We start from the raw sequence: 25,921 nt of genomic DNA, 5'->3' as shown, positions 1-25,921 counted from the left end.
CGTTCATGCATCCGCCGGCTGCTGTCGCAGCTGAACAGGGCCAACCCGCGCCTCGATAGCGTGGCGCAGGGGCTCGCGCAGACCCAACATGAAGCCCAGTTCAGCCGCAACGAACAGCGGCCCGATGATCAGCCCGGTCAGGTCGTCGACAAATGCGGGCTTGCGCCCTTCGAAGTAGTGACCGATGAACTGAATGATCCAGCCGACCACGAACAAACCGGCCCCGGCGGTCAGCCACAGCGTTGTCGACTGCTGGGCAAGCGCTGCGCCGACCCAGACGCAGAGGAGCAGCACCGCCCCCATCAGCACGCCGAAACGCAGGTCCAACCGCAGATAGAACAGTGTCGAGATGAATGCGACCAGCGCCACCGGGCTTAGCCACAGTCCAAACGCCTCCAGACCTGGCCGCGATAGCAGCACGGCGACAGCCAGTACGATCATCGGAATGCCTATGAAATGGCTGAGCAGGTTGCGCGGGTCCCGGTGATAGGCCGCGTACTGGGCAAGATGGTCAGTGAGCGTTTTCATGGGCGGACTCCAGATAGGCTGACTGGCAAGCTTAGTCAGCCTGGCGGGAAGCCGCGCGGCATCCTCCGGTCATTGAGTGCCAAAGGCCACGGCGCTTGCGCCAAACGCGCCGCGTTCCGCTAGGGCTCCGGACGGTAGCCCAATCGCAGACCGCCCCAATGGCGCCCGCCAACCATGATCGGCACCGAGAGGTCATGCATCAGCTCACCGGTATCACGGCTGTAGGTCTGCAACAGCACCTTGCGCTCGTGACTGCCGCAGCGCGCACCGGTGCGGTCATTGAACAGGCGCTTGCTGCGGCTCTTGACCTTGTCGATCTCAGGATCGCCCACTGGCGGCTGGCTGAACGCGCGGTTGTGGGTCGGAACGTAGCCGTCCGGCGTGGTCGCGATGGCGTAAACCAACGCCTCGCTGCGCGCGAGCAGGGGTTCCTGAATCGCCGGCAGCACCTCGTCGGCATAACGATCGAAGCGAGTGTTGTAACGAATCGGGTTGGTTCCCGGCTGTGCCCGGTAATTGCGGTCGAACAGGTCATCGAGACTCAAGCGCCCGGCTTGCAGGTCCGCCTCGAAGCGCGCCCCGATGGCCGTAGCGCCTTCGCGCGCCAGGTCGAAAACGTCCTGATGGTAGGCATCCAGCTGGACCTCGGCGAGCTGCTCGCTGACGGTTTCCGCCTGATCGACCAGCTTCTCTGCCGCCTGTTCGAGCTGGCGCGTCTGACCCTCGCTCTCCAGTGCGTCGCCACGCAGCTGCTCTAGCGCGACGAACAACTGCGCCAGCCGTTCATGATTGCTTGCCGTGCCGGCGGCGATCTCCGCCACCTGGGTTTCGACATTGCCAGCCAGGTCAGCGATTCCACTCAACTGGGTACCCGTGCCTGCGATCTGTGCGGCGGCCTCGTCCAATTCACTGGCCTGCTTCTGAATATGGCTGACTACCGCGCCACTTTGCTCACGGATATCGCTGACCATCCGACCGACCTCTTCGGTGGCACTACTGGTGCGTCCGGCCAGGTTGCGCACCTCATCAGCGACCACCGCAAAGCCACGCCCGGCTTCACCGGCGCGCGCGGCTTCGATCGCGGCATTGAGCGCAAGCAGATTGGTCTGGCTGGCGATGGATTGAATCACCTCGGTGATCTGACGGATCTCTTCGGTACGGGCCGAGAGCCCATCAAGCAGTTCGCGGCTGGCCTCGGTCTGTGCGCTGAGCTGCTGCATGCGTTCTATGGCGTGTTGGAGCTCGACACGCCCACTATCACTGCTACGCCGCACGGCTTCGGCCGCTTCCAACGCCTGCCGCGCTCGGGCAGCGCTGTCCTGTTCCGTCGCTGTCATTGCCTCGGCGCCATTGGCAATCTCGCTGACCGCGACCAGCTGCGACTGTAGCCGTGCCGCCAGTTGCTCTGCACTGAAGGACACCTGGGCAGCCGACAACGCGTTATGGCAGGTGTGCCGGGAGAGACTCTTGCTCAGCGCAGCGGAGCTCAGCTCGCTGGCGTCCTCAGCGACCGGGGCTTTTGCCGCTGTGCGCCACGGACCCAGCCACGGCCAAAGGGCCAGTAGCAGAACTGAAATCGCAGTGAGATAGAACGGCAGTTCCATCCAGCCATGAAACAGCAGCAATGCCAACAAGGCCGCCGCGTGCAACAGGCAGGCCTTGGGATGTAGGCGGAAGGTTGGGCGCATCGGTGGCCTCTTGTTTTCATCCGGTAAAAAGGCGTTTTACCACCTCTGCCAACAAAGAACATTGTCCCTTGGTGGCACATGGCCTTGCCGAGCCCGGTACGACTGCGTAATCGCGGCAAATCGTTCGGCGCGGCAGACTTACCGGTTTTAGCGGCTGGATACGGCCAACCTTAAGCGGCGTTCAAGCCTGAACTTGCGCGCACGCGTCCGACTTAGCGGGCTTGTTCCGGCGCTGTCAGCGGCAGGCCGAGCTGCACCCGGCGGCGTAGCCACGGGCTTGGGCGATAGCGTGGTTCGTGGCCGTAACAGCGCTGCATGCCCTCGAGAATGGTCAGGATTCGGGCCGGGTTATAGTGCGCGGCAAACGCCAGCGGTCCCTTTGGGTAGCCGAGGGCCACCGTTACAGCGCGGTCGAGCGTTTCCGGTGAAGCAATGCCTTTCTGGGCGATCTCGCACCCCAGATTGACGATACTGGCCACGATGCGCTGACTGACGAAGCCCGGCGAGTCGTTGATGACCTCTACCGGCACGCCGTCGCCCCCCAACGCCTGACGAGCCTGCGCCTCCAGCGCCGGGTCTAGCGCAGGCTGACGCATCAGCACGCGGCGTTTGTCGAGGTCGCTGAACGAATCCACCGCTATGGTACGCACCGCAGGCAGCGCCAGCCTCTCGATGCAACTGCTGGCATCCTCACCCAGCGGCGTGATCAGGCAGATCGCTTGGTCCGAAGGCTCGGCACCGTCCTCCAGGACCGCGCCGGCCTGCTGCAGGACTGAGCCGATCTGGCTGCGCAGCTCGGGCTCGATGCTGTCGAGCCAGAACGGTCGATCAATGTTCACCGGCTCGTAGCGGGGTTCCGGCGTGCGAATCTGCTGCCCTTCTTCGTAGCGATAAAAGCCCTGCCCGGTCTTGCGTCCGAGCAACCCGGCCGCCACCCGCTGGGCAGCGAGATAGGACGGGGTGTAGCGCGGGTCGTAGTAAAACTGGTCATGCACCGATTCCATCACCGCATGGGAGATGTCCAAGCCGGTCAGATCGAACAGCTCGAACGGCCCCATTCGAAACCCTGGGCCGTCACGCAGGATGCGGTCGATCTGCTCCGGCGTGGCGATACCCTCGCTGAGAATCCGCTGGGCCTCGGTGCCATAAGCGCGACCGGCGTGATTGACCAGAAAACCGGGAGTGTCCGGGGTGATCGCGGGAAAGTGCCCGGCGTGCTCGGCCAGTTGCACCAGCCGCTCGATCACGGACGGATCGGTCCGCTCGCCGCGAACCACCTCGACCAGCTTCATCAGCGTCACCGGATTGAAGAAGTGGTAGCCCGCCACCCGCTCCGGCCGCTCGCAGGCACTGGCAATGCGCGTCACCGACAATGAGGAGGTATTGGTCGCCAGGACGGCATCGGCGGCGATCAAGCCTTCCAGCTCGACAAACAGACGCTGCTTGGCTTCAAGGTTTTCTACGATGGCTTCGATCAGGAGGTCGCAGCCAGAGAGTTCGGCCAGCTGATGCGCCGGCTGCATGCGCTCAAGGACTGCTTTCAGCTCATCAGCACTCATGCGCCCCTTGGCTACACTGCGCTCGAGCAGCTCGCGATTGAACTGCAAGGCCTGTTCGATGGTTTCGGGGCGACTGTCGTAGAGCCAGACCTGCTGGCCAGCACTGGCGAACAGCTGCGCAATGCCGCGCCCCATGGCGCCGGCGCCGATAATGCCGATACGGGAAAACATGGAAACCTCCTGATAGAGATGGCGTTGCTAGCGATCATTTACGTTGGAATCTTCATTCCGCACTGCGAAACTTCATTCCATATAATTGACCACGAGCCTAAAGACTGCCAGTCTCCTTAGCAAGCCATCCATGATCGATCGCCATGTCCGCAACCGACTACTCATCCGAACAATTGCTGCAGGTCCACGCCTCCGTTACCGGCTTCTTCCAGGACATCGGCTGCGAGCTGCTGGCTTATGGCCCTGAGCACGCCACCCTCGCCCTGGATCTGCTGCCACGCCATCTGAACAATGCCAGCAACATGCACGGCGGTGTCATGGCGACCTTGATGGATGTCGCCATGGGCTTATGTGGTACCTGGGAAACCGACCCGGTCGACCGCCGAGTGGCGCTGACGCTATCGATGAACATCAATTTCAGTAGAGCGGCCGCTGCGGGCAGTCGCATCAGAGCCCAAGCCAAATGTCGTTCGTCCGGGCACAAGGTGTTCATGGCCAGCTGTGACTTGCTGGATGAACAGGATCGGCTGATCGCGTTCGGCGAAGGCGTGTTCAAGCGTGGTGCTCTTCGCCGGGAGCTGCCCACCTAGATGACCGCACTATTGCCACTGGCTCTATTGTTCGAGCTATTGGCGCTGATAACCCGAATCCAGTCGCTGAGCGTGATCAGCGGCGCCCTGCTGGGCCTGTTCTTTGTCTGGCACTGGCGCTCGCTGATGCCCTATCCGCGGCGCCTAGGAATAGTCACCGCGGCGCTACTCGGATACTGGCTGCTTTCAGGGGAAGCAAGCTGGCAGCAGGGCGCGCGCATCTTGTCGTCAGCCGCCTACTACGCAGCCTTTATCGGCGCCCTGGGCCTGATGCATTGTCTGGTCAAGCGTCTACACCAACTCAGCGAGTTGCATCGCCTGCTGCTGGCAGGCCCGCGAGCTTGGCTCTACCCAGGCTATCTGCTGAGCACATTCGCGATCAGCTCGGTGCTCAGTTTCGGCATGCTTAACCTGATATGCGGCTCGCTGGAAAATCACCTTGAGCGCCGCCCGTACAATGACGCCCAACGACGCGAAGGTCGCCGTGGGGTAATGGTTACCGCCCTGCGCGGATTCGCGCTGGTGCCCTTGCTCGCGCCGACCAGCGTTGCGGTAGCGATCCTGACCCGCGAACTCCCAGGCCTCAGCTGGAGCACGCTGCTTCCCTTTGGGCTGCTGGGCGGCCTGCTCCTGCTGCTGTTCGGATGGCCGGCCGAAAACCGACGTTTGCAACAGCTGGCCGAGGCCCCCGACGCCAACCTCGGCGCACAAACACAGCAGCCCGGCGGTCGCCTGGGTGGATTGCTGATCGGCAGCCTGATCGGTATCAGCCTGATCGCCCTGCTGGCAGCGCTGACTTGGCTGTCCGCCACCCAGGCAGCCATGTTGCTGGTCCCAAGCGCCGTCATCCTTATCCTCCTCTGGCAGCGGATCGCGCCGCGCCAGGTGTTGCGCGAGGTAAGCGAAACACTCATCGGCATGCGCAACGAGACGTTCATTTTTGCCAGCTCGGCATTGCTCGCCGGCCTTGTAGCCGCCGTGCTACCGGTGCATCACTTGGCAGATCAACTCGGCAGCACGGCGCTGGTTTTATTCGGGCTGGGTGCGGCCGGTGCACTGGCAGTCATGGCGCTGGCGTTGCTCGGCGTCGCACCACTGATATCGCTAAACGTGTGCGCAGCCTTGTTGGCACAGCTGGCGAGTCAGGGCTTGGCGGTAACGCAGCCGGCCGTGGCGCTGCTGTTCGGGTTTTCGCTGGCGATGCTGCTTTCGCCCTACGGCCCTTCTGCGGTTTTACTGGCGCGCCACGCGCAGCTCTCACCCTGGCGCATCGCCGTCGGATGGAACGGCCGCTTTGTTCTAAGTGTTTTGATTCCGCTGCTGCTGATACCGCTGCTGGCCTGAACAAAGGCGGGCTCACATCCAGCCATGTTCGGCCATCGACAGCGGCTCGCCATCACCAACGATAAAATGATCGAGTACCCGCACATCGATCAGCCCCAGCGCGTCGCTGAGCCTGCGCGTCAGTTGCCGATCAGCCTGGCTCGGTTCGGCAACACCCGACGGATGATTATGGGTCAGTATTACCGCCGCGGCGTTTTGCGCCAACGCGCGCTTAACCACCTGACGGGGATATACGCTCGCCCCATCGATGGTGCCGTGAAAAAGCACCTCGAAAGCTAGCACCCTGTGCTTGGAATCAAGAAACAGGCAGGCAAAGAGTTCGTGCGGCTCATGCCGCAGGCGTGCCTTGAGGTAATCGCGTACGGCTTGCGGGCTTTCCAATGCCGAGTCCCGACGGATTCGCTCCGCCAGGTGCCGTCGGGCCATTTCTAGCACGGCCTGCAGTTGGGCAAATTTGGCCGGGCCCAGGCCCAGGTGCTCGCTGAAGTGTTCCAGATCACTTTCAAGCAGCGCCCGCAGACTGCCGAACTCATTGAGCAGGTGCCGGGCCAGATCCACCGCGCTTTTCCCGGCCACGCCAGTACGCAAAAAAATCGCCAACAGCTCCGCATCGGACAGTGCCGATGCGCCCTGCTCCAACAGCTTTTCCCGCGGCCGCTCGGCCGCCGGCCAGTCACGAATGCTCATGTCACCTCCATGTCGAGCGTGCCCCTCGTCCTCTGAGGGCGCTGTGCTATCTTAGCGGCCTTTTATCCAAGGCAACCGGCCTTCGCCGGAACCAGTTCTCACCCCGTTAAAAGGCAGGCCTATGCAGCGGCTTTATCGTAAACGCATCGTCCTGGGCGTCGGCGGCGGCATCGCCGCTTACAAGAGCGCGGAGCTGGTGCGCAGGTTACGCGACCAGGGCGCCGAAGTTCGCGTGGTGATGACCAGCGGCGGACGTGAGTTCATTACGCCGCTAACCCTCCAGGCCTTGTCCGGCCATCCTGTACATATGGATCTGCTCGACCCGGCTGCCGAAGCGGCCATGGGGCATATCGAACTGGCGCGCTGGGCCGATCTGGTGTTGGTTGCACCCGCTACCGCTGACTTGATGGCACGCCTGGCCCAGGGCGTCGCCAACGACCTGTTGACGACCCTTGTGCTTGCAACCAACGCACCGGTTGCCCTGGCGCCCGCCATGAACCAGGCGATGTGGGCAGATCCCGCTACCCAAGCCAACCGTGCGCTGCTGCAGCAGCGGGGTATCCGCCTGTTTGGCCCGGCATCCGGCAGCCAGGCCTGCGGCGATGTTGGTCTCGGCCGCATGCTCGAAGCGGATGACCTGGCTCAGGCCGCTGCTGATTGTTTCGAGCGCAGCCTACTGACAGGAAAACACCTTCTGATCACCGCCGGCCCGACCCAGGAAAACATCGACCCGGTGCGTTACATCACCAATCACAGCTCCGGGAAGATGGGTTTCGCCCTGGCCGAAGCCGCGGCTGAGGCCGGCGCGCGCGTGACCCTCGTAGCCGGACCGGTGTTCCTGCCGACGCCCGACCGCGTTCATCGCATCGACGTGGTAAGCGCGCGCGACATGCTCGCCGCATGCGAAGCGGCGATGCCATGCGATCTGTTCATAGCGGCCGCAGCGGTTGCTGACTATCGGCCCGAGGTGGTCGCGCCGCACAAATTGAAAAAAGACCCAACCAAGGGCGACGGCTTGCTTCTGCAGATGGTCCGCAACCCCGACATCCTTGCCACGCTGGCCGGGCGGACAGATCGACCGTTCAGCGTCGGCTTCGCGGCCGAGACAGAGAACTTGCTGGAGTACGCCACGCGCAAACTGCGTGACAAGAACCTCGACCTCATCGTGGCCAACGACGTCGCCAACCCGAGCATTGGCTTCAACAGCGAAGAAAACGCCGTCACGGTGATTGACCGCCAGCAACACGAAACCCGCTTCAGCCAAGCCAGCAAGGGACATATCGCTCGCCAGCTGATCGCTTTTATCGCCGACCGTTACCATCAGGCCTGACCATGCACAAACTTCAAGCGAAGATTCTCGACCCCCGTCTTGGCAAGGATTTCCCGCTGCCTGAGTACGCCACCAGCGGCTCTGCCGGACTTGATCTGCGCGCCATGCTGCAAGCCGATACAACACTGGAGCCTGGGCAGACCTTGCTGATCCCTACCGGCCTGTCCATTCATATTGCCGACCCAAACCTCGCCGCGCTGGTCCTGCCGCGCTCTGGCCTTGGCCACAAGCATGGCATCGTGCTGGGCAATCTCGTCGGCCTGATCGACTCCGACTACCAGGGCGAGCTGATGGTCTCCTGCTGGAACCGCGGCCAGACCAGTTTCAACATCGCCATAGGAGAACGCATCGCCCAACTGATGCTGGTCCCGGTGATCCAAGCGCAGTTCGAGCTGGTAAATGAGTTCGACAACAGTGAGCGTGGCGCCGGCGGCTTCGGCCACTCGGGCAGCCACTGAGATAGTTCTCGCCTTTTTTCAGGACGAACCGAGGGGCTCCATGAAACTCTTCAAGCGCACCGCCAAGGACGACACCGTTCTCAATCCTGCCGATGCCGCCGCACCCCGCCCGCGCCGAAGCGTCGGCCTTAAGACCCTCGCACCGGGCCTGATCCCAGGACTGCTGGGCCTTGTGGTGGCGGGTGCGTTGCTTTGGACTGCCCAACAGAGCAGTCAACAGCAGCAAGCCAGCACGCTTGCCGAGGCATGGGGCCAAAGTCAGGCTTCGGCGATCAATCAGGCCCTGCGCCAACTGGCCGAAGACACGCGCGCCGCCGCCAGCGATCCGCAACTGCTCGAGGCGCTGCGCAGCGAACAGCCGCAGCAGATACGCGCCGTCGAACGTGAATTGAACTACCGGGACGGCGTCATCGATGCCCACCTCAGCCTTCGTGGCCAGGCGCGAACGGATGCCGGCCGGCCCGGCCCCCTGAATTTTGCCGCGCTGGATATGCTGCAGCGCGCTGAAAATGGGCAAACGCCCGCTACCGAAGCGTTCAAGGTTGGGTCACGCTGGCTGCTCTACAGCGCCGCCGCTTTGCGCCCGAGCCCTGAGCAGCCGGTTCAGGGCACACTGCTGCTGGTCACCAGCCTGGAACGCTTCCTGGCGACCCTGCCGCAGCTGCCCAGCGAAGCTGGACAGTTGCGGCTGGTTCAACAATTCAGCGGCGCCCCTACACAGTTGCTGGTGCAGCGCGGCGGAGCCGGACTGGATGGGGCCGCGATAGACCTGCCAAGCAACAACCCGAACTGGAAGATCAGTTTCCTGCCGGCATCCGCGCTTGGCGCAGAGGGGCTTTCGCCAATACTCGTCCTAGCGGCGGCACTGGCGGCATTGTTCGGCTTGCTGCTCGGCCTGCAGGCCGTGCTTAGCGCACAGCAACGGAGGCTTCGCGAAGATGTCTTGCATCTGGGCCAGATGGTTCAGGAACTCTCCAACGGCAAGACCATCAAAACACCGACTTTGAGCCTGCCGGCGCTTGATGCACTGGCGAAAAGCCTGGTCCGATTGCCCCTCCGCACCGCCGGGATGGCATCGACCCAAGCCCCGGCCACAGAGCAGGCCGCGGTCAGGCAACCCCAATCTACCGAATATGTCGATCCCCTATTCCAGGACACCGACATTCTCGATATCGACATTCTCGACGAGGACCAGGACTGGCTTGGCCTCGATACCAAGGAGCGAGAAACCGCAATGAGCGCCGCTAAAGCCCCGCAATTGCCCGCAAGCATCTTCCGTGCCTACGACATCCGCGGCGTGGTCGGCGACAGCCTGACCACCGAAACCGCTTATTGGATAGGCCGGGCAGTAGGCTCCGAGAGCCTGGCCCAGGGCGAGCCGAATGTCTCAGTCGGCCGCGACGGACGCCTGTCCGGACCTGAACTGGTCCAACACCTGATCCAAGGGCTGGTGGACAGCGGCTGCAGCGTCAGCGACGTTGGCATGGTCCCGACCCCAGTGCTCTACTACGCAGCCAATGTGCTGGCCGGAAAATCCGGCGTGATGCTCACCGGCAGCCACAACCCGCCTGACTACAATGGCTTCAAGATTGTCATCGCGGGCGACACCCTCGCCAACGAGCAGATCCAGGCGCTGCGCCAGCGCATCGAAACCGGCAACCTCAGCGAAGGTGTCGGCCAAGCCGAACAGGTCGACGTGCTGGAGAGCTACTTCAAACGAATCCGCGATGACATCGCTTTGGCCAAGCCGATGAAGGTGGTGGTGGACTGCGGCAATGGCGTCGCGGGCGTCATTGCTCCACAACTCATTGAAGCTCTGGGCTGCAAGGTCATTCCGCTGTTCTGCGAGGTCGATGGTAATTTCCCCAACCATCACCCGGACCCGGGCAAACTGGAGAACCTCGAAGACCTGATCGCCAAGGTGAAATCAGAGGATGCAGACCTCGGCCTAGCCTTCGACGGCGACGGTGATCGCGTGGGCGTGGTGACCAATGCGGGCAGCGTAGTATTCCCCGACCGCCTGCTGATGCTGTTCGCCAAGGATGTCGTGTCACGCAATCCCGGTGCCGACATCATCTTCGACGTCAAATGCACGCGTCGTCTGACACCGCTGATCAGCGGCTACGGCGGTCGTCCGGTCATGTGGAAGACCGGACATTCACTGATCAAAAAGAAAATGAAGGAAACCGGTGCGCTGCTCGCTGGCGAGATGAGCGGACACATCTTCTTCAAGGAGCGCTGGTACGGCTTTGATGACGGCATCTACAGTGCCGTGCGCCTGCTGGAGATTCTCAGCCAGGACAAACGCAACGCAGAGCAAGTCTTCTCGGCTTTCCCGAACGATATCTCGACACCCGAAATCAATATTCAGGTCACCGAAGAAAGCAAGTTCACCATCATCGAGTCGCTGCATCGCGACGCCCATTGGGGCGACGCCAACATCACCACCCTCGACGGTGTGCGGGTCGACTACCCGAAAGGCTGGGGCTTGGTGCGCGCCTCGAACACTACACCGGTGCTGGTGCTGCGTTTCGAAGCCGAAACCGAGGAAGAACTCAAGCGCATACAGGACGTCTTCCGCGCCCAGCTCTATACTGTCGCGCCTGATCTAACCCTGCCGTTCTGACTTGCGGAGCCCTGCATGACCCTCAGCCGTGAAGCCGCCACCCAATTCGCCCAGGTCCTTTCCGAAGCGCTGCCCTACATCCGCCGATTCGTCGGCAAGACGCTGGTCATCAAGTACGGCGGCAATGCGATGGAAAGCGAGGAGCTGAAAACCGGCTTTGCGCGCGACATCGTGTTGATGAAAGCGGTGGGCATCAACCCGGTGGTAGTGCACGGCGGCGGTCCGCAAATCGGCGACCTGCTCAAGCGCCTGAACATCGAAAGCCACTTCATCGACGGCATGCGGGTCACCGACAGCCAGACCATGGACGTGGTGGAGATGGTGCTCGGCGGCCAGGTCAACAAAAGCATCGTGAGCCTGATCAACCAGCACGGTGGCGCAGCCATCGGACTGACGGGCAAAGACGCCAAGCTGATCCGTGCGAAGAAGCTAAAGGCCACGCGGCAGACGCCTGAAATGACCTCACCCGAAATCATCGACATTGGCCAGGTGGGCGAAGTCACGGGGGTCAATACCGAGCTGCTGGAAATGCTCGTTCGCGGCAACTTCATTCCGGTCATTGCGCCCATCGGCGTTGGCCCGGACGGCGAGTCCTACAACATCAATGCCGACCTGGTGGCAGGCAAGGTCGCCGAGGCGTTGCAGTCTGAAAAGCTGATGTTACTGACCAACATCGCCGGCCTGATGGACAAGCAGGGCCAGGTCCTGACCGGGCTGACCACCGCGCAAGTCGACGACCTGATCGCTGACGGCACCATCTACGGCGGTATGCTGCCAAAGATTCGCTGTGCGCTGGAGGCAGTACAAGGCGGCGTGCACAGTGCGCACATTATCGATGGCCGCGTTCCCAATGCGGTCTTGCTGGAAATCTTCACCGACATCGGTGTCGGCACGCTGATCACCAATCGAAAGGCTTCAGCTCCTCACTGAAAAACCCATGAAAAAGCCCGGCTTCTCGGATGAAAAGCCGGGCTTTTTTTCGTCCGGGTTTAGGTCCTGCTACTCCGACTGACCGAGCAGCTCTGCCACTCGCTCACGCTCTCGGCCGTAGCTCACATCGGCCTGTTTGCGGGTTTGCCTGTAGCGTTCAACATCCCGTTTCAGGCTGGCCTGCTCTTTGGCGAGGTTTTCGATTTGTTCGAGAAGCTGCTCAGGCACTTTCCGACCAGCACGCTCATGACTGGCCGCTTGACTCTGCAAGTTCGCCTGCTGCGTCCGCAGCGACTGCAGGTTGCCGCGCGTGATGCCGATAATGCTGTCGAGCTCTGACAGCCTGCGCGCCTTGGCACGTTCCACATCAGCGACACTGGCATACAGTCGCAACAACTGTGCGTCGGTTTCAGCTCGGGCCTTTGCTTCCAGCAGCCGCTTGCGTTCCTGCGCTGTCGGGGCTGGCGGAACTACCTGTGTCACGCGCCCCTGGTCGTTGAGCACCTCATAACCGCGACCAATGAACTGCGGCGGCACACCATGTCGATCAAGGACTACGACGCCCTTGTCATCGACATACCGATATAGTTCAGCCTGCGCTGCCGTGGAGGCCAGTAAACCCAACAGCAACAGTGCGCTGCTCCCTATTCGCATACTTCAGCCTCTTCCGTATTCGGTGCGTGCGGCACTGCGACTCCAAATGCCAGTTTCTTCTCGGTGCCCGATGGGTCTCAGCTTATACAAACCCCGTCACAATTGTTCAGCAATAAGCGCACCAAGTGCACGGGATTGCCCCTTGGTGTGCATGATGCAATCCAAAGGGTGAGTCGCAAGGTGCTTGGCTAAGGCCCGCCAGACCGAAGCGGTCCGGTCAATTACACTCCGGACACAGGGCGACTACGATAGCACCACGCTGACGACCGCTTCCGGATTCTGGGGCCGCCACAGTTGGTCAGTAACTGACAAAAAAGCAGAACAGCTGAAATAGCGTTGATCAGTCATTTATCAGGCCTGTCCGGCCGCGCAGGCCGCTCTCAAATGCCATATTGTTCGCGGTATGCTTCGACCGCTGGCAAGTGCCGTTTGAGCTGCTCATCCTGGCCCAGGAATTCCAGCACCTGTTCGAGAGAAACAATGCTAACCACGGGCATGCCATAGTCTTGCTCTACTTCTTGAATGGCAGACAGCTGACCCTGGCCCCGCTCCTGCCGATTCAGCGCAATCAGCACACCAGCGGCTTGCGCGCCTTGGGCCTGAATGATCTGCATGACTTCGCGAATAGCAGTCCCTGCGGTGATCACATCATCGACGATCAGAACGCGGCCATTAAGAGGCGCGCCGACCAACGTACCTCCTTCGCCATGGTCCTTGGCTTCCTTGCGGTTAAAGCACCAAGGCAGGTCACGCTGGTGATGCTCAGCGAGCGAGATGGCTGTCGCCGCCGCCAGAGGAATACCTTTGTAGGCTGGTCCGAAGATCACATCGAAATCGATGCCGCTGTCAGCAACAGCTGCGGCGTAGAAGCGGCCTAACTGTGCCAGCGCCGCGCCACTGTCGAACAATCCGGCATTGAAGAAGTAGGGGCTGGTACGCCCGGACTTCAGGGTGAACTCACCGAAGCGCAGAACCCCGCGCTCGATGGCGAAGCGAATGAACTCGCGCTGGTACGCCTGCATGAAGAATATTCCCGGAAGACACTGATTTAGCTAATTGCAAAGAGCTTGGGTTATCATACACGCACGTGTTTTTAGGGGCCATTTATGCGGATCATCAGCGTCAACGTGAATGGCATTCAAGCGGCGGCGCAGCGGGGTTTGCTCAGCTGGTTGCAAGCGCAGAATGCCGATGTCATCTGCCTGCAGGATACCCGCGCCTCCGTAGTAGAACTCGACGATCCGGCCTACCAGCTCGACGGCTATTTCCTCTACACCGTAGATGCTGAAATCCCAGAACAGGGCGGTGTCGCGCTGTACTCCAGGCTGCAGCCAAAGGCCGTGATCATGGGCCTTGGATTCGAGACGGCCGATCGTTACGGCCGTTATCTGCAGGCTGACTTCGACAAGGTCAGTATCGCCACGCTGCTCTTGCCAACCGGCCGTGGCGGGGATGAAGACCTGAATCAGAAATTCAAATTCATGGACGACTTCGCCCATTACCTTGACAAGCAGCGCCGCAAGCGTCGCGAGTATATCTACTGCGGCTCACTGTACGTCGCGCACCAGAAGCTGGATGTGAAGAACTGGCGCGACTGCCAGCAGGCGACCGGCTTTCTGGCACCCGAGCGCGCTTGGCTGGATGAGATTTTTGGCAATATGGGTTATATCGATGCGCTGCGCGAAGTCACTCGTGAGGGCGATCTGTACAGCTGGTGGCCAGATACTGAACAGGCCCAGATGCTTAATCTGGGCTGGCGATTCGACTATCAGATCCTGACATCCGGCATGCGCCGTTTCGTCCGTAATGCCCGCCTGCCGCGCCAGCCGCGCTTCTCTCAGCATGCCCCGCTGGTCGTGGATTACGACTGGACGCTGAGCCTCTGAAACTTAGCAGGCACACGCCCGACATTGGCGCGCGCTTGCTGGGTCAAGCTGAGCTAGACCCTATTTAACGATCCGCCAACAGAACGGATAACGATAGGGTTTGCCCTCGTTGGCACGGATGCCAGCAATCACAACCAGCACCAGCGCCACCACGCTGATCAGCGCCATTAGCGGAAAACCGATCAGTATCCAGGCCAACACGCCACAGATCATCAGCAGAATGCTGAAGGTGATCTGGAAGTTCAGCGCCTCTTTTCCCTGCTCATCGATGAAAGGATCCATATCTTTCTTCAGCTGCCAGACGATCAACGGCCCCAGTACGTTGCCGATCATTGGCACCAGAAACCAGAAGAACGCCGAGTAATGACAGAACATGGCCCATTGCCGCGCTTGCGCAGACGGCACCGGAATCAATTCTTGGTCAGACATGGCGTTCTCCTTCTGATTAGTCGGCCAGCGCGGCCTGCTGCAGAGCGAACAGCTCCTGCATACCGGCTTGAGCCAAGCCAAGCATGGCATTGAGCTCATCCGGCTGGAACGGCGCGCCCTCTGCGGTGCCCTGCACCTCGATAAAACCGCCGCCGCTGGTCATCACCACGTTCAGATCCGTCTCGGCGGCCGAATCCTCTAGGTAATCAAGGTCCAGGACCGGCTCTCCCTGATACATCCCTACCGACACAGCCGCGACCATCTGCTTGAGAGGATCGCCGCCTTTCAAACCGCCGCGCTTCTTCAGCAACTTCAGCGCATCGACCAGCGCCACCATCGCTCCGGTAATTGATGCAGTACGTGTACCGCCGTCCGCCTGTATCACGTCGCAGTCGATATAGATGGTGTTTTCGCCCAGCTTGCTCATGTCCAGCGATGCCCGCAGTGAACGGCCGATCAATCGCTGGATTTCTAGGGTGCGCCCGCCCTGCTTTCCGCGACTGGCCTCACGCTGGTTACGCTCGCCAGTCGCTCGCGGCAACATGCCGTACTCCGCAGTTAGCCAGCCCTGCCCCTGCCCCTTGAGGAAGCGCGGCACGCCATTCTCGATACTGGCGGTACAAATCACCTTGGTGTCGCCGAACTCCACCAGAACCGAACCCTCGGCGTGCTTGGTGTAGTTGCGAGTAATGCGGATCGATCGCAGCTGATCGGCAGCGCGGCCACTGGGACGCTTCATGAGGCTTTCCTGATTCTGAGTGAATTGACCTGCATTATAGAGGCCTGACCTACGGTAAGGGCCACCGTCGAGCCACTCGACTCACGAGCCAGCGACTGAATCGAGCACCCTATACGCCGAACGGCCTTGACGGCAGTTAACGATGCACCGGCGTCACTGACCGCGTTTTCCTTTACAATCCTCCGCCTTTCGCCACCGCATCGAGAGGTTCCCCATGATCTACAGCATGACCGCTTTCGCCCGTGCCGAGCAGGCCGGCGAGTACGGCACCCTGAGCTGGGAGATCCGCTCGGTCAATCACCGCTACCTGGAACCGCACCTGCGCCTGCCCGAGTCCTTCCGCGACCTCGAAGGCGCCATTCGCGAAGCACTGCGCAAGGGGCTATCCCGCGGCAAGGTCGAATGCACCCTGCGCTTTGCCGAAGATGCGGCAGGTCGCTCCATGCAGGTCGATCACCAACGGGCAGGCCAGCTGATCGCTGCCGCGGAAAGCGTTGCGGCAATGATCAAACAGCCCGCGCCGCTGAACCCGCTGGAGATTCTCTCCTGGCCAGGCGTGCTGGTCGGCGACGCTGCGGACCCGCAAGCACTCAACAACACCGCTCTGCAGTTGTTTCATCAGGCGTTGGAGCAGATGAAAGCCGGTCGCCTGCGCGAAGGCGAACAACTTGCCCGCCTGATCAACGACCGCCTTGATGCCATCGGTACGGAGACCGCCACACTCCGCAGCCAAGTCCCGCAGATGCTCGCGGCGCAGCGCCAGAAACTGATGGACCGCTGCGTGGAAATGCGCGCCGAGCTGGATCCTCAGCGCCTCGAACAAGAGCTTGTGATGCTGGCGCAGAAAAGCGACGTGGCCGAAGAGCTTGATCGTCTTGGCACCCACGTCACAGAAGTACGCCGGGTTTTGCAGTCCGGCGGAGCGGCCGGTCGCCGCCTGGACTTCCTCATGCAGGAGCTCAACCGCGAAGCCAACACCCTGGGCTCCAAGGCATTCGACACGCGCAGCACCCAGGCAGCGGTCAATCTCAAGGTACTGATCGAGCAGATGCGCGAGCAGGTCCAGAACATCGAATAGCGACTAAGCTTGGCCTACTTGACGGGCCAAGACCGCCAGATCCTAGTCAGCAAACTGCAAAGAGAATCACATGGCAGCCTCCACCGGTACGCTCTACATCGTTTCCGCGCCTTCCGGGGCCGGCAAAACCAGCCTGGTCAAGGCCCTGCTCGATGCGCAACCGCAGGTTCGGGTTTCGGTTTCACATACGACCCGGCCAATGCGTCCCGGCGAAGTGGATGGCGTCAACTACCACTTCGTAAGCCGTGAGGAGTTTCTGGAACGCCTGGAGCACGACGAGTTTCTCGAACACGCCGAAGTATTCGGGAATCTATACGGCACCTCGCAGCGCTGGCTTGAGCAGACATTGAGCGAAGGTTTCGATCTGATCCTTGAGATCGACTGGCAGGGCGCGCAGCAGGTTCGTCGTCTGATGCCCCAGACCAAGTCCATCTTCATTCTTCCGCCCACCCAGGAGGCCTTGCGCCAGCGCCTGACCAACCGCGGCCAGGACAGCGACGACGTGATCGAAAAACGCATGCGCGAAGCCGTAAGCGAGATGACCCACTATGTGGAGTACGATTATCTGGTGATCAACGACGACTTCGCCCATGCGCTGATCGATCTGCAGGCAATCTTCCGCGCCAACCAGCTTCTACAGACCGCACAGCAACAGCGCTTCGAAGCAATGCTCGGACAACTGCTAGCCTGAAAGCGGCGAGTGAAAAAATTGTAAAATGGGCCGGCAGCTGGCTTCCGAGCAGCAGGAGAAGCCTCTCGCTTCTGCGAGGGGCTTCTGCCCCGAGCAGCTTTGCGCTTTTACCGCTTCCCTATTGGCTGGTGATTTTTTAGACTATCCCGTCCGCTCGCCCATTCGGGCACGCTTTACGTTATTGATGAGGAACACCATGGCCCGCGTTACCGTTGAAGATTGCCTGGACAACGTAGATAACCGCTTCGAGCTGGTCATGCTCGCCACCAAGCGCTCGCGCCAACTGGCCACCGGTGGCAAAGAGCCCAAGGTAGCCTGGGAAAATGATAAGCCGACCGTCGTGGCCCTGCGCGAAATCGCTTCTGGTCTGGTGGATTATGACGTCATCGCTCAGGACGACATCGTCGACGACGAGCCGCTGTTCGTTCAGTATGAGGAAGAGCCCAACGAGGCCCTCTGATTAAATGCCAGGTCGAAGTCGAACCGCAGTCACAGTGCAGCGCCGGCGAGGAGCAATTCCTTGCCAGCCATAGACGCTCTTGCTGATCGCCTGTCGACCTATCTCGGCGACGACCAAGTCAACCTGGTCCGCCGTGCCTATTTCTACGCCGAGCAGGCCCACGATGGCCAGCGTCGGCGCAGCGGTGAAGCCTACGTCACTCATCCCCTTGCAGTAGCCAACATCCTTGCTGACATGCACATGGACCATCAGAGCCTGATGGCCGCGATGCTGCATGACGTCATCGAAGACACCGGCATTGCGAAGGAAGCGCTCACCGCGCAATTTGGCGAAACCGTCGCCGAACTGGTGGATGGGGTCAGCAAGCTCACCCAGATGAAGTTCGAAACCAAGGCCGAAGCTCAGGCCGAGAACTTCCAGAAGATGGCCATGGCCATGGCACGCGACATTCGCGTGATCCTGGTCAAGCTAGCCGACCGCCTGCACAACATGCGCACCCTGGAGGTGCTGGCAGGCGAGAAACGTCGACGCATTGCCAAGGAAACCCTGGAAATCTACGCGCCCATCGCCAATCGTCTGGGTATGCACGCTATGCGCGTGGAATTCGAGGATCTGGGCTTCAAGGCCATGCACCCGATGCGCTCGGAGCGGATCCGCGCCGCGGTGCGTCGCGCGCGCGGCAATCGCAACGAAATCGTCGAGAAGATCGAGCAGTCGTTGATTCACTGCCTAGAGCGCGACGGCCTGGAAGGCGAAGTTGTCGGCCGTGAGAAGCACCTCTACAGCATCTACAAGAAGATGCGCGGCAAGCGAAAGGCGTTCAACGAGATCATGGACGTCTACGCCTTCCGCATCGTGGTCGACAAGGTCGATACCTGTTATCGGGTACTCGGCGCGGTACACAGTCTCTACAAGCCCCTCCCGGGCCGCTTCAAGGATTACATCGCGATCCCCAAGGCCAACGGCTACCAGTCTCTGCACACCACGCTGTTCGGTATGCACGGGGTGCCCATCGAAATCCAGATCCGCACTCGTGAGATGGAAGAGATGGCCAACAATGGCATCGCCGCACACTGGCTGTACAAATCCAACGGGGAAGAGGCACCCAAGGGCACACACGCGCGCGCACGCCAATGGCTCAAAGGCGTGCTGGAGTTGCAGGAGCGCGCCGGCAATTCACTGGAGTTCATCGAGAGCGTCAAGATCGACCTGTTCCCCGACGAGGTCTACGTTTTCACCCCCAAGGGCAGCATCATGGAGCTGCCGAAAGGATCCACCGCGGTGGACTTTGCCTATGCGGTGCACACCGACGTCGGCAACACCTGCATCGCCTGCCGCGTCAATCGACGCCTCGCACCGCTATCGCAGGCCCTTGAAAGCGGTTGCACCGTCGAGGTCGTGACCGCTCCGGGCGCTCGCCCCAACCCGGCCTGGCTGAATTTTGTCGTCACCGGCAAGGCGCGTACGCATATCCGCCATGCACTGAAGCTGCAACGCCGCTCGGAATCGATCAATCTCGGCGAGCGCCTGCTCAACAAGGCACTGACCGGTTTCGAAACCAACCTTGAAAGCATTTCCCAGGAACGCATCCGCACCGTACTCAACGAGTACCACATGGAAGTCATAGAGGACCTGCTCGAAGATATCGGGCTGGGCAATCGCATGGCCTACGTGATTGCCCGGCGTCTGCTCGCCAGTGACGGCGAACAGGCACCGAGCGATGAGGGCCCGCTGGCTATCCGTGGCACTGAGGGCCTGGTGCTGAACTATGCCAAGTGCTGCACGCCGATTCCTGGTGACCCCATCGTCGGTCATCTGTCGGCCGGCAAAGGCATGGTGGTGCACCTCGACACCTGCCGGAACATTGCCGATGTACGGCACAACCCGGACAAGTGCATCCAGCTGTCCTGGTCGAAGGACGTCACCGGCGAGTTCAATGTCGAGCTGAGGGTCGAGCTGGAGCACCAGCGCGGCCTGATCGCCTTGCTGGCGGGAAGCGTCAATGCCGCCGACGGCAACATCGAGAAGATCGGCATGGACGAGCGCGACGGTCGCATCAGCGTGGTCCAGCTGGTGGTCAGCGTTCACGACCGGGTTCACCTCGCCCGCGTCATCAAGAAGCTTCGCGCCATCAAGGGTGTCATGCGTATCACCCGGATGAAGGCCTAGCGACACCGCCAGTTCTGCGCTCGTCACGGGGCTTTTGCCCGCACGCTTCAGCCCGTATCCTCTGGGGCCGCACTCTTCTATCGGAGCACCCTATGAGCAAGACCGTGATCCACAGCGATAACGCACCCGCCGCCATTGGCACCTACTCCCAGGCGATCAAAGCCGGCAATACCGTTTACATGTCCGGTCAGATTCCACTGGATCCCAAGTCGATGGAGCTGGTGGAGGGCTTCGAAGCCCAGACCGTGCAGGTCTTCGAGAATCTCAAGGCCGTCGCCGAGGCCGCTGGCGGATCGCTGAAAGATATCGTCAAGCTGAACATCTTCCTCACCGACCTCGGCAACTTTGCCACCGTCAACGAGGTCATGAGCCGTTACTTCCAGCAGCCCTACCCTGCCCGCGCTGCCATCGGCATCGCTGCACTGCCCAAGGGCGCGCAAGTCGAAATGGACGCCGTTCTGGTACTCGAGTAATAGGGCCAGTCTGTCGGCCGGTTGCAGGGAGCGCGACTGATGAACCTACCCGGCCGCTTGGCACCACGCCTGCTGCTTGCCAGCGTTGGCTTGCTGGCAGCATGCGTGCTCTACCTCTCCGAACCGAGGCTGCTGCAAACCCTTCGCAACAGCCTGTTCGACCAGTATCAGCGCTGGCAGCCTCGGTCGGCGCCGGCACAAACCAACGTGCTGGTCCTGGACATCGACGAAGACAGCCTCGCGCGTCTCGGTCAGTGGCCCTGGCCCAGGGATCAGATGGCACAACTGCTGGATCGGCTGCGTGAGGCTGGCGCTGCCGTCGTGGTATTCGACGTGCTGTTCGCCGAACCGGACCGCAGCTCCCCGACGCAACTCCACGAACGACTCGCTCCCGATCTCGCTGCGCAACTGAAGCAACTGCCGGATCATGACCAGTTGTTCGCCGACGCACTTGAGCGCCAGCCCAGTGTTATCGGCTTCGCAGCAACGCGCGCGCCGACCCGATCCACACCCATCAACCGCTTCGCCGTGCGGCTGCAGGCTGATGGCCGTAGTCCCGACTTTCCGATCTACGCCGGCACGGCCACGGCATTGCCGGAACTGGAATCGGCAGCGACAGGAAGCGGTGCCATGACATTCCAAGCGGACGGGGACGGCGTGGTAAGGCGCGTGCCGCTGATGATCAAGGTTGGCGAGCATCTGCTGCCGTCACTTTCGGCCGAAGCGATACGCGTTTTTCTAAAGCAGAACCTCTACCGGGTCGACGCCGATTCACGCGGTGACGTCGCCCAGATCAGCATCGGCCGGATCGCTTTGCCGACCAATCGCCGCGGCGAACTCTGGGTGCACTATCGCGCCGACATGAGCGCACAGAACTTGCCGGCATGGCAGCTGTTCGAAGGACGTCCCGACCCCAGACTGCAAGCCGCCGTCGTGCTGGTAGGCAGCTCGGCGCAAGGGCTGCAGGACCTGCGCTTCAGCCCGCTTGGCGGCATGCTTCCCGGCGTACAGGTTCATGCTCAGGCGGTCGAGCAGGCACTGTTCGGCACGCCACTGCAACGTCCCTACTGGGCCAACCCGATCGAGGCGCTGACTCTCCTTCTCGCCGCGCTTGTTCTCTGCGGCATTACGTTGACCACCGGAGCACTGACCGGTGCCCTGGTATCAGCTGGGCTGCTGGTGGCGCTGAATGTCGTTGCCTGGTGGGCCTACTCACGCCATGGTTTGCTGTTCGATGCGCTCAATCCAAGCCTGGGGCTGGCCATCACCTACGTTGGCGCCAGCATTGCTCGCCATCGTGCCAGCGAACAACAGCAGCGCTGGGTGCGCGCAGCCTTCTCCCGCTATATCTCACCGAACCTCGTCGAGCATCTGGTACGTCACCCGGAACAGTTGCGCCTGGGTGGCGAGCGGCGCTGCTGCAGCTTCGTTTTCACTGACCTGACAGATTCGACCCGGCTGATGGAGGGGAAACCGCCGGAGCGAGTGGTAAGCATGCTCAATGAATATCTGGAGGGCATCATCCAGATCGCCTTCCGCCATCACGGAACGCTGGAACGCATCATGGGCGATGGTATGGCCATTCTTTTCTCCGCACCGCTGGCGCAGCCCGACCATCAGCAACGCGCCCTCGCCTGCGCTCTGGAGATTCGCCGGTTCACTCAAGAGCATGCCGCCGCCCAGCACGCCGCAGGAATTGCGCTTGGCCCCACCCGCATTGGCGTGCACAGCGGCGACGTAGTCGTAGGCAATTTCGGTGGCTCGACGCTGTTCGACTACCGTGCCCTCGGCGACGCGGTCAATGTCGCCGCGCGAATCGAAGGTGTGAACCGTTATTTCGGCACCGAGCTGTGTGTGTCACAGACGATCCGCGATGCCAACCCCGACACACCGATGCGACCGATCGGCAACGTATTGCTCAAGGGCAAGGAGCACCCGCTCCGTCTTTACGAGCCTTGCGAAACGCAGCCGGACGCTCTGTACGAGGCAGCACACAAACTACTGTCAGAGGACGAGGAAGGCGCCCTCAAAGCATTCGAACGGCTGGATATTCAGCGGCAGAATGATGCGCTGGTGCACTATCAGCTCGAGCGGTTGCGCAGCGGGCAACGCGCAGAACTCATCGTGATGACAGATAAGTAGATCTCTTAACGGACGCTGACTTCCACGCGACGATTGCGCGGTTCGGACACGCCATCACGGGTTTTGATCAACAGGTTGCGCTCACCATGCGACGAAACCCTTAGATCGATCACATCGATATGACGCTTACGTAACATCTCGGCGACTGCCTGGGCCCGGCTAAGCCCCAGTTGCTCGTTCCAGCGTGGGCCGCTCAGGGTGTCGGTATGACCTATCACCGAGACCGCTGAAGGACCGCGCTGACGGATCGTCTCGAATACCTGGTCGATGGCCTGCTCAGACTCTTCGGTGAGTTCAACACTACCGATCTTGAAGTACAGCTGGAAACGCTGAGGCAACGCTGGCTGTGCAGCCAGCGCAGCGGAAAAATCGCGAGCGATGCGCATGTCGCCAACCTCGAAAGGCCCAGAGCCGAAGCCCCGTGAGCCGATCACGGCCCCCTGATGCTTGCGATCAAGACGCGTCTGACCCTGTGCATCTTCGATGACCACGGCACCGGTGGTGCCATCGGGACTCTCCAGCAACACCACATAGTCGCCCGTCGCGCAGCCTGTCATCAGCAACGCTAGGCACAACAGCGCAAAGGTTTTCTGCAGCATTCGCCTCACTCGTTAACCTTCACCAGAAAATGCGTACCCCGTACTCCGATGGTCCCGGTCGGTGTTTTCAGCTCGACTGCTTCGGGTTTTAGCTTGGCGATCACACCGGAGATGAAGTTCAGTGTGCCTCGGCTGATCTGCGCGCTCAGCTTCAGCTCCTCGTGGGCTGGCTCAAACTGGTACTCATCCAACGTGAACTCGCTGTTGGGGCCGAACGACATCACCGTGTTGTCGTTCAACGTGACGCCCATCGAACCCTGTGCACCGGTGCGCAGTGTCGCCCCGATGATAACCGCCTGCCCCACCCGCGCCTCGATGGTCTGCCCACGGCTGGTCATGGTCGCCTCGCCCTGGACTTTCATGATGTAACCAACGGGTTCGCTGATTTCGTCCGCCACTGCCAGCCCAGAGGCCGCCAAAAAGCCAAGGACAAGCACAGTTCGGGCAATTTTTACCAACGGGGCGCTTCTTGTGATCATGATCAATGTAACCTCCGTGGCCGGCCAATGGCCTGCGAATCGGTGCACCGCACTTCTGACTGCACTGACCGATGTTTTCCTGGCATTTCCGTCAAGTAATCGCCGCAGGATGCAGTATGACCTCTAGCAAATACAAGTTCAGCTACGAGACCTGGGCCTCAGCGCTGTTGACGATGTTCGTTCTCGTACCCACCGTGCCGGTGCTTCTACTAGCCGGCTTCGAGTGGCTCGACTTGCGCGGCGTACTGCTTGTCGAGCTGCTGTTGATGTTTCTCAGTCTGCCGTTGCTGTTGGTGTGCCTGGCGAGCATCCGCCGGTCGCTGGGCGCACTGGCAGAAGACACACGGCGCATCCGCGAGCTCGATTTCAGCCCGCACAGCAGTCCTCACTCACCGATCCGCGAGCTCGACGACCTGCACCGCCAGCACGACAGCATGCGGCGCTCGATTTACACACAGAACCAGGCGCTGGAAGAGGCTCAAGAGAAACTGGGGAGCCTGGTCGAAAACGGCATGCTGATGTCTTCCGAGCGCGACAAACACCGCTTGCTCCAGCACATCCTGATGCAAGGCAAGCGGATCTGTAACGCCGATGCCGCCACGCTCTACCTGATGACCGATCACGACAGCTTGCGCTTTACCCTGCGCTCCAAGGCCGACCAATTACCTGCATTCGAACTGCCATTGCATGATCCGGACAACGGCGCGCCCAACGAGCGGCACGTGTCGACCTATGTGGCCCTGCGCAGGGAAACCGTGATCATCGACGACGTCTACAGCGAGACGCGCTTCGATCTATCCGGCACCCGCCGCTTCGATATGGAATCGGGCTACCGTACGGTTTCGATGCTCTGCGTACCATTGGTTGCGCACGGCGGCGAAGTGCTCGGTGTTCTGCAATTCATGAACGCGACCGATCCCAACAGTGGCGACGTCACCCGCTTCAGCAGGCAGAACCTTCGATTCGTCGAAGCACTGGCCTCCCAGTCGGCCGTCGCACTGGAGAACCACAACCTCATCGACTCTCAAACTGCGCTGATCGACTCGATGATCGAGATCCTCGCAGGCGCAATCGACGCCAAAAGCGCCTACACCGGCGGGCATTGCGCCCGCGTACCTGAGCTCGCGCTGATGCTGGCGGAACAGGCCAGCGCGACGGCGGAAGGTCCGCTGGCGGACTTCCGCTTCGAAACCGATGAGCAATGGCGGGAGTTTCGCATCGGCGCCTGGCTCCACGACTGCGGCAAGGTCACTACACCTGAGCACATCGTCGACAAGGCAACCAAGCTGGAAACGGTCTACAACCGCATCCATGAGATCCGCATGCGCTTCGAAGTCCTGCTACGCGACGCCATGATCGAACGTCTCGCCGCCTTGGCGGCCGGCGAACCACCAGAAGCCGTGGAGACCCGCCACGCCACCGAGGTGGCGCGGTTGCAGGAGGAGTTCACCTTCGTGGCCGAGTGCAACATCGGCGGCGAGCTGATGGCGCCGGAGCGGATCGAGCGCTTGCAGCGCATCGCCGAACAGCGCTGGACACGTCACTTCGATGACCGGCTGGGCCTTTCCCATGAGCAGGAGACACGCCTGGAAGGCTTTCCGGCCAAGCCGCTTCCGGCATCCGAAAAGACTATTGTCGGACAAGCCTGAACACCTGATACCCCGCGCGGATACCAAGGCACTTGACCCCAAATACGGCTTCAAGATGAGTGTGCCCGAACATCAGTTCAACTTTGGCGAGCTCTACAATCTGAGTGTCAGCCGCGGCACCCTGACCGCCGAAGAGCGGTTCAAGGTCAACGAGCACATCGTGCAGACCATCGTCATGCTGGAGAATTTGCCGTTTCCCAAGAACCTCCAGCGCGTGCCGGAATACGCCGGCACCCATCATGAAACCTTGCTTGGTACCGGCTATCCGCGGCAACTGGGACCTGATCAGCTGTCGATACCCGCACGAATCATGGCCATCGCTGACATCTTCGAGGCGCTGACCGCCTGCGATCGCCCCTACAAGAAGGCCAAACCGCTGAGCGAGTCGATCCGCATCCTGGCGCGACTGCGTGACCGAGGCCATATCGATGCCGACCTCTTTGCCCTGCTCCTCTCATCGGGACTGCACCTCAGCTACGGCCATCGCCATCTCAAGCCAGAGCAACTCGATCAGGTCGATATCAGAGAGTTTCTGCAGCGTCCCACTGCAGCCGCCAGCTGA

At 61.1% G+C, this 25,921-nt stretch carries 25 protein-coding genes; 15 read left to right on the top strand and 10 right to left on the bottom strand.

The window, feature by feature from the left end:
- Window positions 1-3: 3 nt before the first annotated feature.
- The 3 genes from AAGW23_RS20225 to AAGW23_RS20215 all read right to left on the bottom strand — a co-directional run bounded on the left by AAGW23_RS20225 (window position 4) and on the right by AAGW23_RS20215 (window position 3,946).
- Window positions 4-528, bottom strand: a complete 525-nt coding sequence (locus tag AAGW23_RS20225; protein WP_342408066.1) for a DUF962 domain-containing protein — start codon at window positions 526-528, stop codon at window positions 4-6.
- A gap of 119 nt (window positions 529-647) precedes the next feature.
- Window positions 648-2,216 carry a methyl-accepting chemotaxis protein gene (locus AAGW23_RS20220; RefSeq protein ID WP_342408065.1) on the bottom strand — a complete coding sequence of 523 codons (1,569 nt, stop codon included), beginning with the start codon at window positions 2,214-2,216 and terminating at the stop codon, window positions 648-650.
- 212 nt (window positions 2,217-2,428) lie between these two features.
- Complete coding sequence (locus AAGW23_RS20215) at window positions 2,429-3,946, bottom strand: 3-hydroxyacyl-CoA dehydrogenase (RefSeq protein ID WP_342408064.1); 1,518 nt, start codon at window positions 3,944-3,946, stop codon at window positions 2,429-2,431.
- Window positions 3,947-4,089: 143 nt separating this feature from the next.
- Between AAGW23_RS20215 and AAGW23_RS20210 the strand changes: the two genes are divergently transcribed.
- On the top strand, window positions 4,090-4,536 hold the full coding sequence (locus AAGW23_RS20210) for a PaaI family thioesterase (RefSeq protein WP_342408063.1): 447 nt from the start codon (window positions 4,090-4,092) through the stop codon (window positions 4,534-4,536).
- Window positions 4,537-5,880: a hypothetical protein gene (locus tag AAGW23_RS20205; protein ID WP_342408062.1), complete on the top strand. Its 1,344-nt coding sequence runs from the start codon at window positions 4,537-4,539 to the stop codon at window positions 5,878-5,880.
- Window positions 5,881-5,892: 12 nt separating this feature from the next.
- Here the strand turns inward: AAGW23_RS20205 and radC are convergent, their stop codons facing one another.
- Entirely contained in the window at window positions 5,893-6,567 is a 675-nt protein-coding gene (gene radC / locus AAGW23_RS20200; RefSeq protein WP_342408061.1) for a RadC family protein, read from the bottom strand.
- 121 nt (window positions 6,568-6,688) lie between these two features.
- Between radC and coaBC the strand changes: the two genes are divergently transcribed.
- From coaBC to argB, 4 genes are all read left to right on the top strand, one after another.
- The gene (coaBC, locus tag AAGW23_RS20195; RefSeq protein WP_342408060.1) at window positions 6,689-7,897 is read left to right on the top strand and encodes a bifunctional phosphopantothenoylcysteine decarboxylase/phosphopantothenate--cysteine ligase CoaBC; all 1,209 of its coding nucleotides are present in this window, start codon (window positions 6,689-6,691) and stop codon (window positions 7,895-7,897) included.
- 2 nt (window positions 7,898-7,899) lie between these two features.
- On the top strand, window positions 7,900-8,355 hold the full coding sequence (dut, locus tag AAGW23_RS20190) for a dUTP diphosphatase (RefSeq protein WP_102837737.1): 456 nt from the start codon (window positions 7,900-7,902) through the stop codon (window positions 8,353-8,355).
- A 1,234-nt stretch (window positions 8,356-9,589) separates the two neighbouring features.
- A complete protein-coding gene (algC, locus tag AAGW23_RS20185) occupies window positions 9,590-10,981 on the top strand; it encodes a phosphomannomutase/phosphoglucomutase (RefSeq protein ID WP_342408078.1) in 1,392 nt (463 codons plus the stop codon).
- Between the two features lie 15 nt (window positions 10,982-10,996).
- Window positions 10,997-11,911 carry an acetylglutamate kinase gene (gene argB, locus AAGW23_RS20180; protein WP_342408059.1) on the top strand — a complete coding sequence of 305 codons (915 nt, stop codon included), beginning with the start codon at window positions 10,997-10,999 and terminating at the stop codon, window positions 11,909-11,911.
- 69 nt (window positions 11,912-11,980) lie between these two features.
- Here the strand turns inward: argB and AAGW23_RS20175 are convergent, their stop codons facing one another.
- On the bottom strand, window positions 11,981-12,565 hold the full coding sequence (locus AAGW23_RS20175) for a DUF4124 domain-containing protein (protein WP_342408058.1): 585 nt from the start codon (window positions 12,563-12,565) through the stop codon (window positions 11,981-11,983).
- 380 nt (window positions 12,566-12,945) lie between these two features.
- Window positions 12,946-13,587, bottom strand: coding sequence for an orotate phosphoribosyltransferase (gene pyrE / locus AAGW23_RS20170; RefSeq protein ID WP_342408057.1), 642 nt, complete (start codon window positions 13,585-13,587; stop codon window positions 12,946-12,948).
- 84 nt (window positions 13,588-13,671) lie between these two features.
- Between pyrE and AAGW23_RS20165 the strand changes: the two genes are divergently transcribed.
- On the top strand, window positions 13,672-14,451 hold the full coding sequence (locus AAGW23_RS20165) for an exodeoxyribonuclease III (RefSeq protein ID WP_102837741.1): 780 nt from the start codon (window positions 13,672-13,674) through the stop codon (window positions 14,449-14,451).
- Between the two features lie 60 nt (window positions 14,452-14,511).
- Here the strand turns inward: AAGW23_RS20165 and AAGW23_RS20160 are convergent, their stop codons facing one another.
- Together AAGW23_RS20160 and rph are read right to left on the bottom strand one after the other, a co-directional pair.
- Window positions 14,512-14,880, bottom strand: coding sequence for a DUF4870 domain-containing protein (locus AAGW23_RS20160; RefSeq protein WP_342408056.1), 369 nt, complete (start codon window positions 14,878-14,880; stop codon window positions 14,512-14,514).
- A 16-nt stretch (window positions 14,881-14,896) separates the two neighbouring features.
- Window positions 14,897-15,619: a ribonuclease PH gene (gene rph, locus AAGW23_RS20155; RefSeq protein ID WP_102837743.1), complete on the bottom strand. Its 723-nt coding sequence runs from the start codon at window positions 15,617-15,619 to the stop codon at window positions 14,897-14,899.
- A 214-nt stretch (window positions 15,620-15,833) separates the two neighbouring features.
- Here rph and AAGW23_RS20150 point away from each other — a divergent pair, with 214 nt between their 5' ends.
- From AAGW23_RS20150 to AAGW23_RS20125, 6 genes are all read left to right on the top strand, one after another.
- Window positions 15,834-16,697 carry a YicC/YloC family endoribonuclease gene (locus tag AAGW23_RS20150; protein ID WP_342408055.1) on the top strand — a complete coding sequence of 288 codons (864 nt, stop codon included), beginning with the start codon at window positions 15,834-15,836 and terminating at the stop codon, window positions 16,695-16,697.
- 70 nt (window positions 16,698-16,767) lie between these two features.
- Window positions 16,768-17,388, top strand: a complete 621-nt coding sequence (gene gmk / locus AAGW23_RS20145) for a guanylate kinase (RefSeq protein WP_342408054.1) — start codon at window positions 16,768-16,770, stop codon at window positions 17,386-17,388.
- 196 nt (window positions 17,389-17,584) lie between these two features.
- A complete protein-coding gene (rpoZ, locus tag AAGW23_RS20140; protein WP_021207191.1) occupies window positions 17,585-17,848 on the top strand; it encodes a DNA-directed RNA polymerase subunit omega in 264 nt (87 codons plus the stop codon).
- 60 nt (window positions 17,849-17,908) lie between these two features.
- The gene (spoT, locus tag AAGW23_RS20135) at window positions 17,909-20,017 is read left to right on the top strand and encodes a bifunctional GTP diphosphokinase/guanosine-3',5'-bis pyrophosphate 3'-pyrophosphohydrolase (protein ID WP_342408053.1); all 2,109 of its coding nucleotides are present in this window, start codon (window positions 17,909-17,911) and stop codon (window positions 20,015-20,017) included.
- Window positions 20,018-20,109: 92 nt separating this feature from the next.
- On the top strand, window positions 20,110-20,490 hold the full coding sequence (locus AAGW23_RS20130) for a RidA family protein (protein ID WP_342408052.1): 381 nt from the start codon (window positions 20,110-20,112) through the stop codon (window positions 20,488-20,490).
- A gap of 39 nt (window positions 20,491-20,529) precedes the next feature.
- Window positions 20,530-22,632: an adenylate/guanylate cyclase domain-containing protein gene (locus tag AAGW23_RS20125; RefSeq protein WP_342408051.1), complete on the top strand. Its 2,103-nt coding sequence runs from the start codon at window positions 20,530-20,532 to the stop codon at window positions 22,630-22,632.
- A 5-nt stretch (window positions 22,633-22,637) separates the two neighbouring features.
- Here the strand turns inward: AAGW23_RS20125 and AAGW23_RS20120 are convergent, their stop codons facing one another.
- A complete protein-coding gene (locus tag AAGW23_RS20120; RefSeq protein ID WP_342408050.1) occupies window positions 22,638-23,231 on the bottom strand; it encodes an OmpA family protein in 594 nt (197 codons plus the stop codon).
- A 5-nt stretch (window positions 23,232-23,236) separates the two neighbouring features.
- Window positions 23,237-23,710, bottom strand: coding sequence for a FecR family protein (locus tag AAGW23_RS20115; RefSeq protein ID WP_342408049.1), 474 nt, complete (start codon window positions 23,708-23,710; stop codon window positions 23,237-23,239).
- A gap of 116 nt (window positions 23,711-23,826) precedes the next feature.
- On the opposite strand from AAGW23_RS20115, the gene AAGW23_RS20110 reads away from it, so the two are divergent.
- Window positions 23,827-25,359 (top strand): GAF domain-containing protein, encoded by a 1,533-nt coding sequence (locus tag AAGW23_RS20110; protein WP_342408048.1) that lies wholly within the window; start codon window positions 23,827-23,829, stop codon window positions 25,357-25,359.
- Complete coding sequence (locus AAGW23_RS20105) at window positions 25,259-25,921, top strand: HD-GYP domain-containing protein (RefSeq protein WP_342408047.1); 663 nt, start codon at window positions 25,259-25,261, stop codon at window positions 25,919-25,921. Before AAGW23_RS20110 ends, AAGW23_RS20105 begins: the two co-directional genes overlap by 101 nt.

The organism is Stutzerimonas chloritidismutans, from assembly GCF_038562055.1.
GTDB lineage: Bacteria > Pseudomonadota > Gammaproteobacteria > Pseudomonadales > Pseudomonadaceae > Stutzerimonas > Stutzerimonas chloritidismutans_A.
Note: the sequence above shows the minus strand (reverse complement) of the source record. Positions and strands in the feature narration are given on the sequence as shown.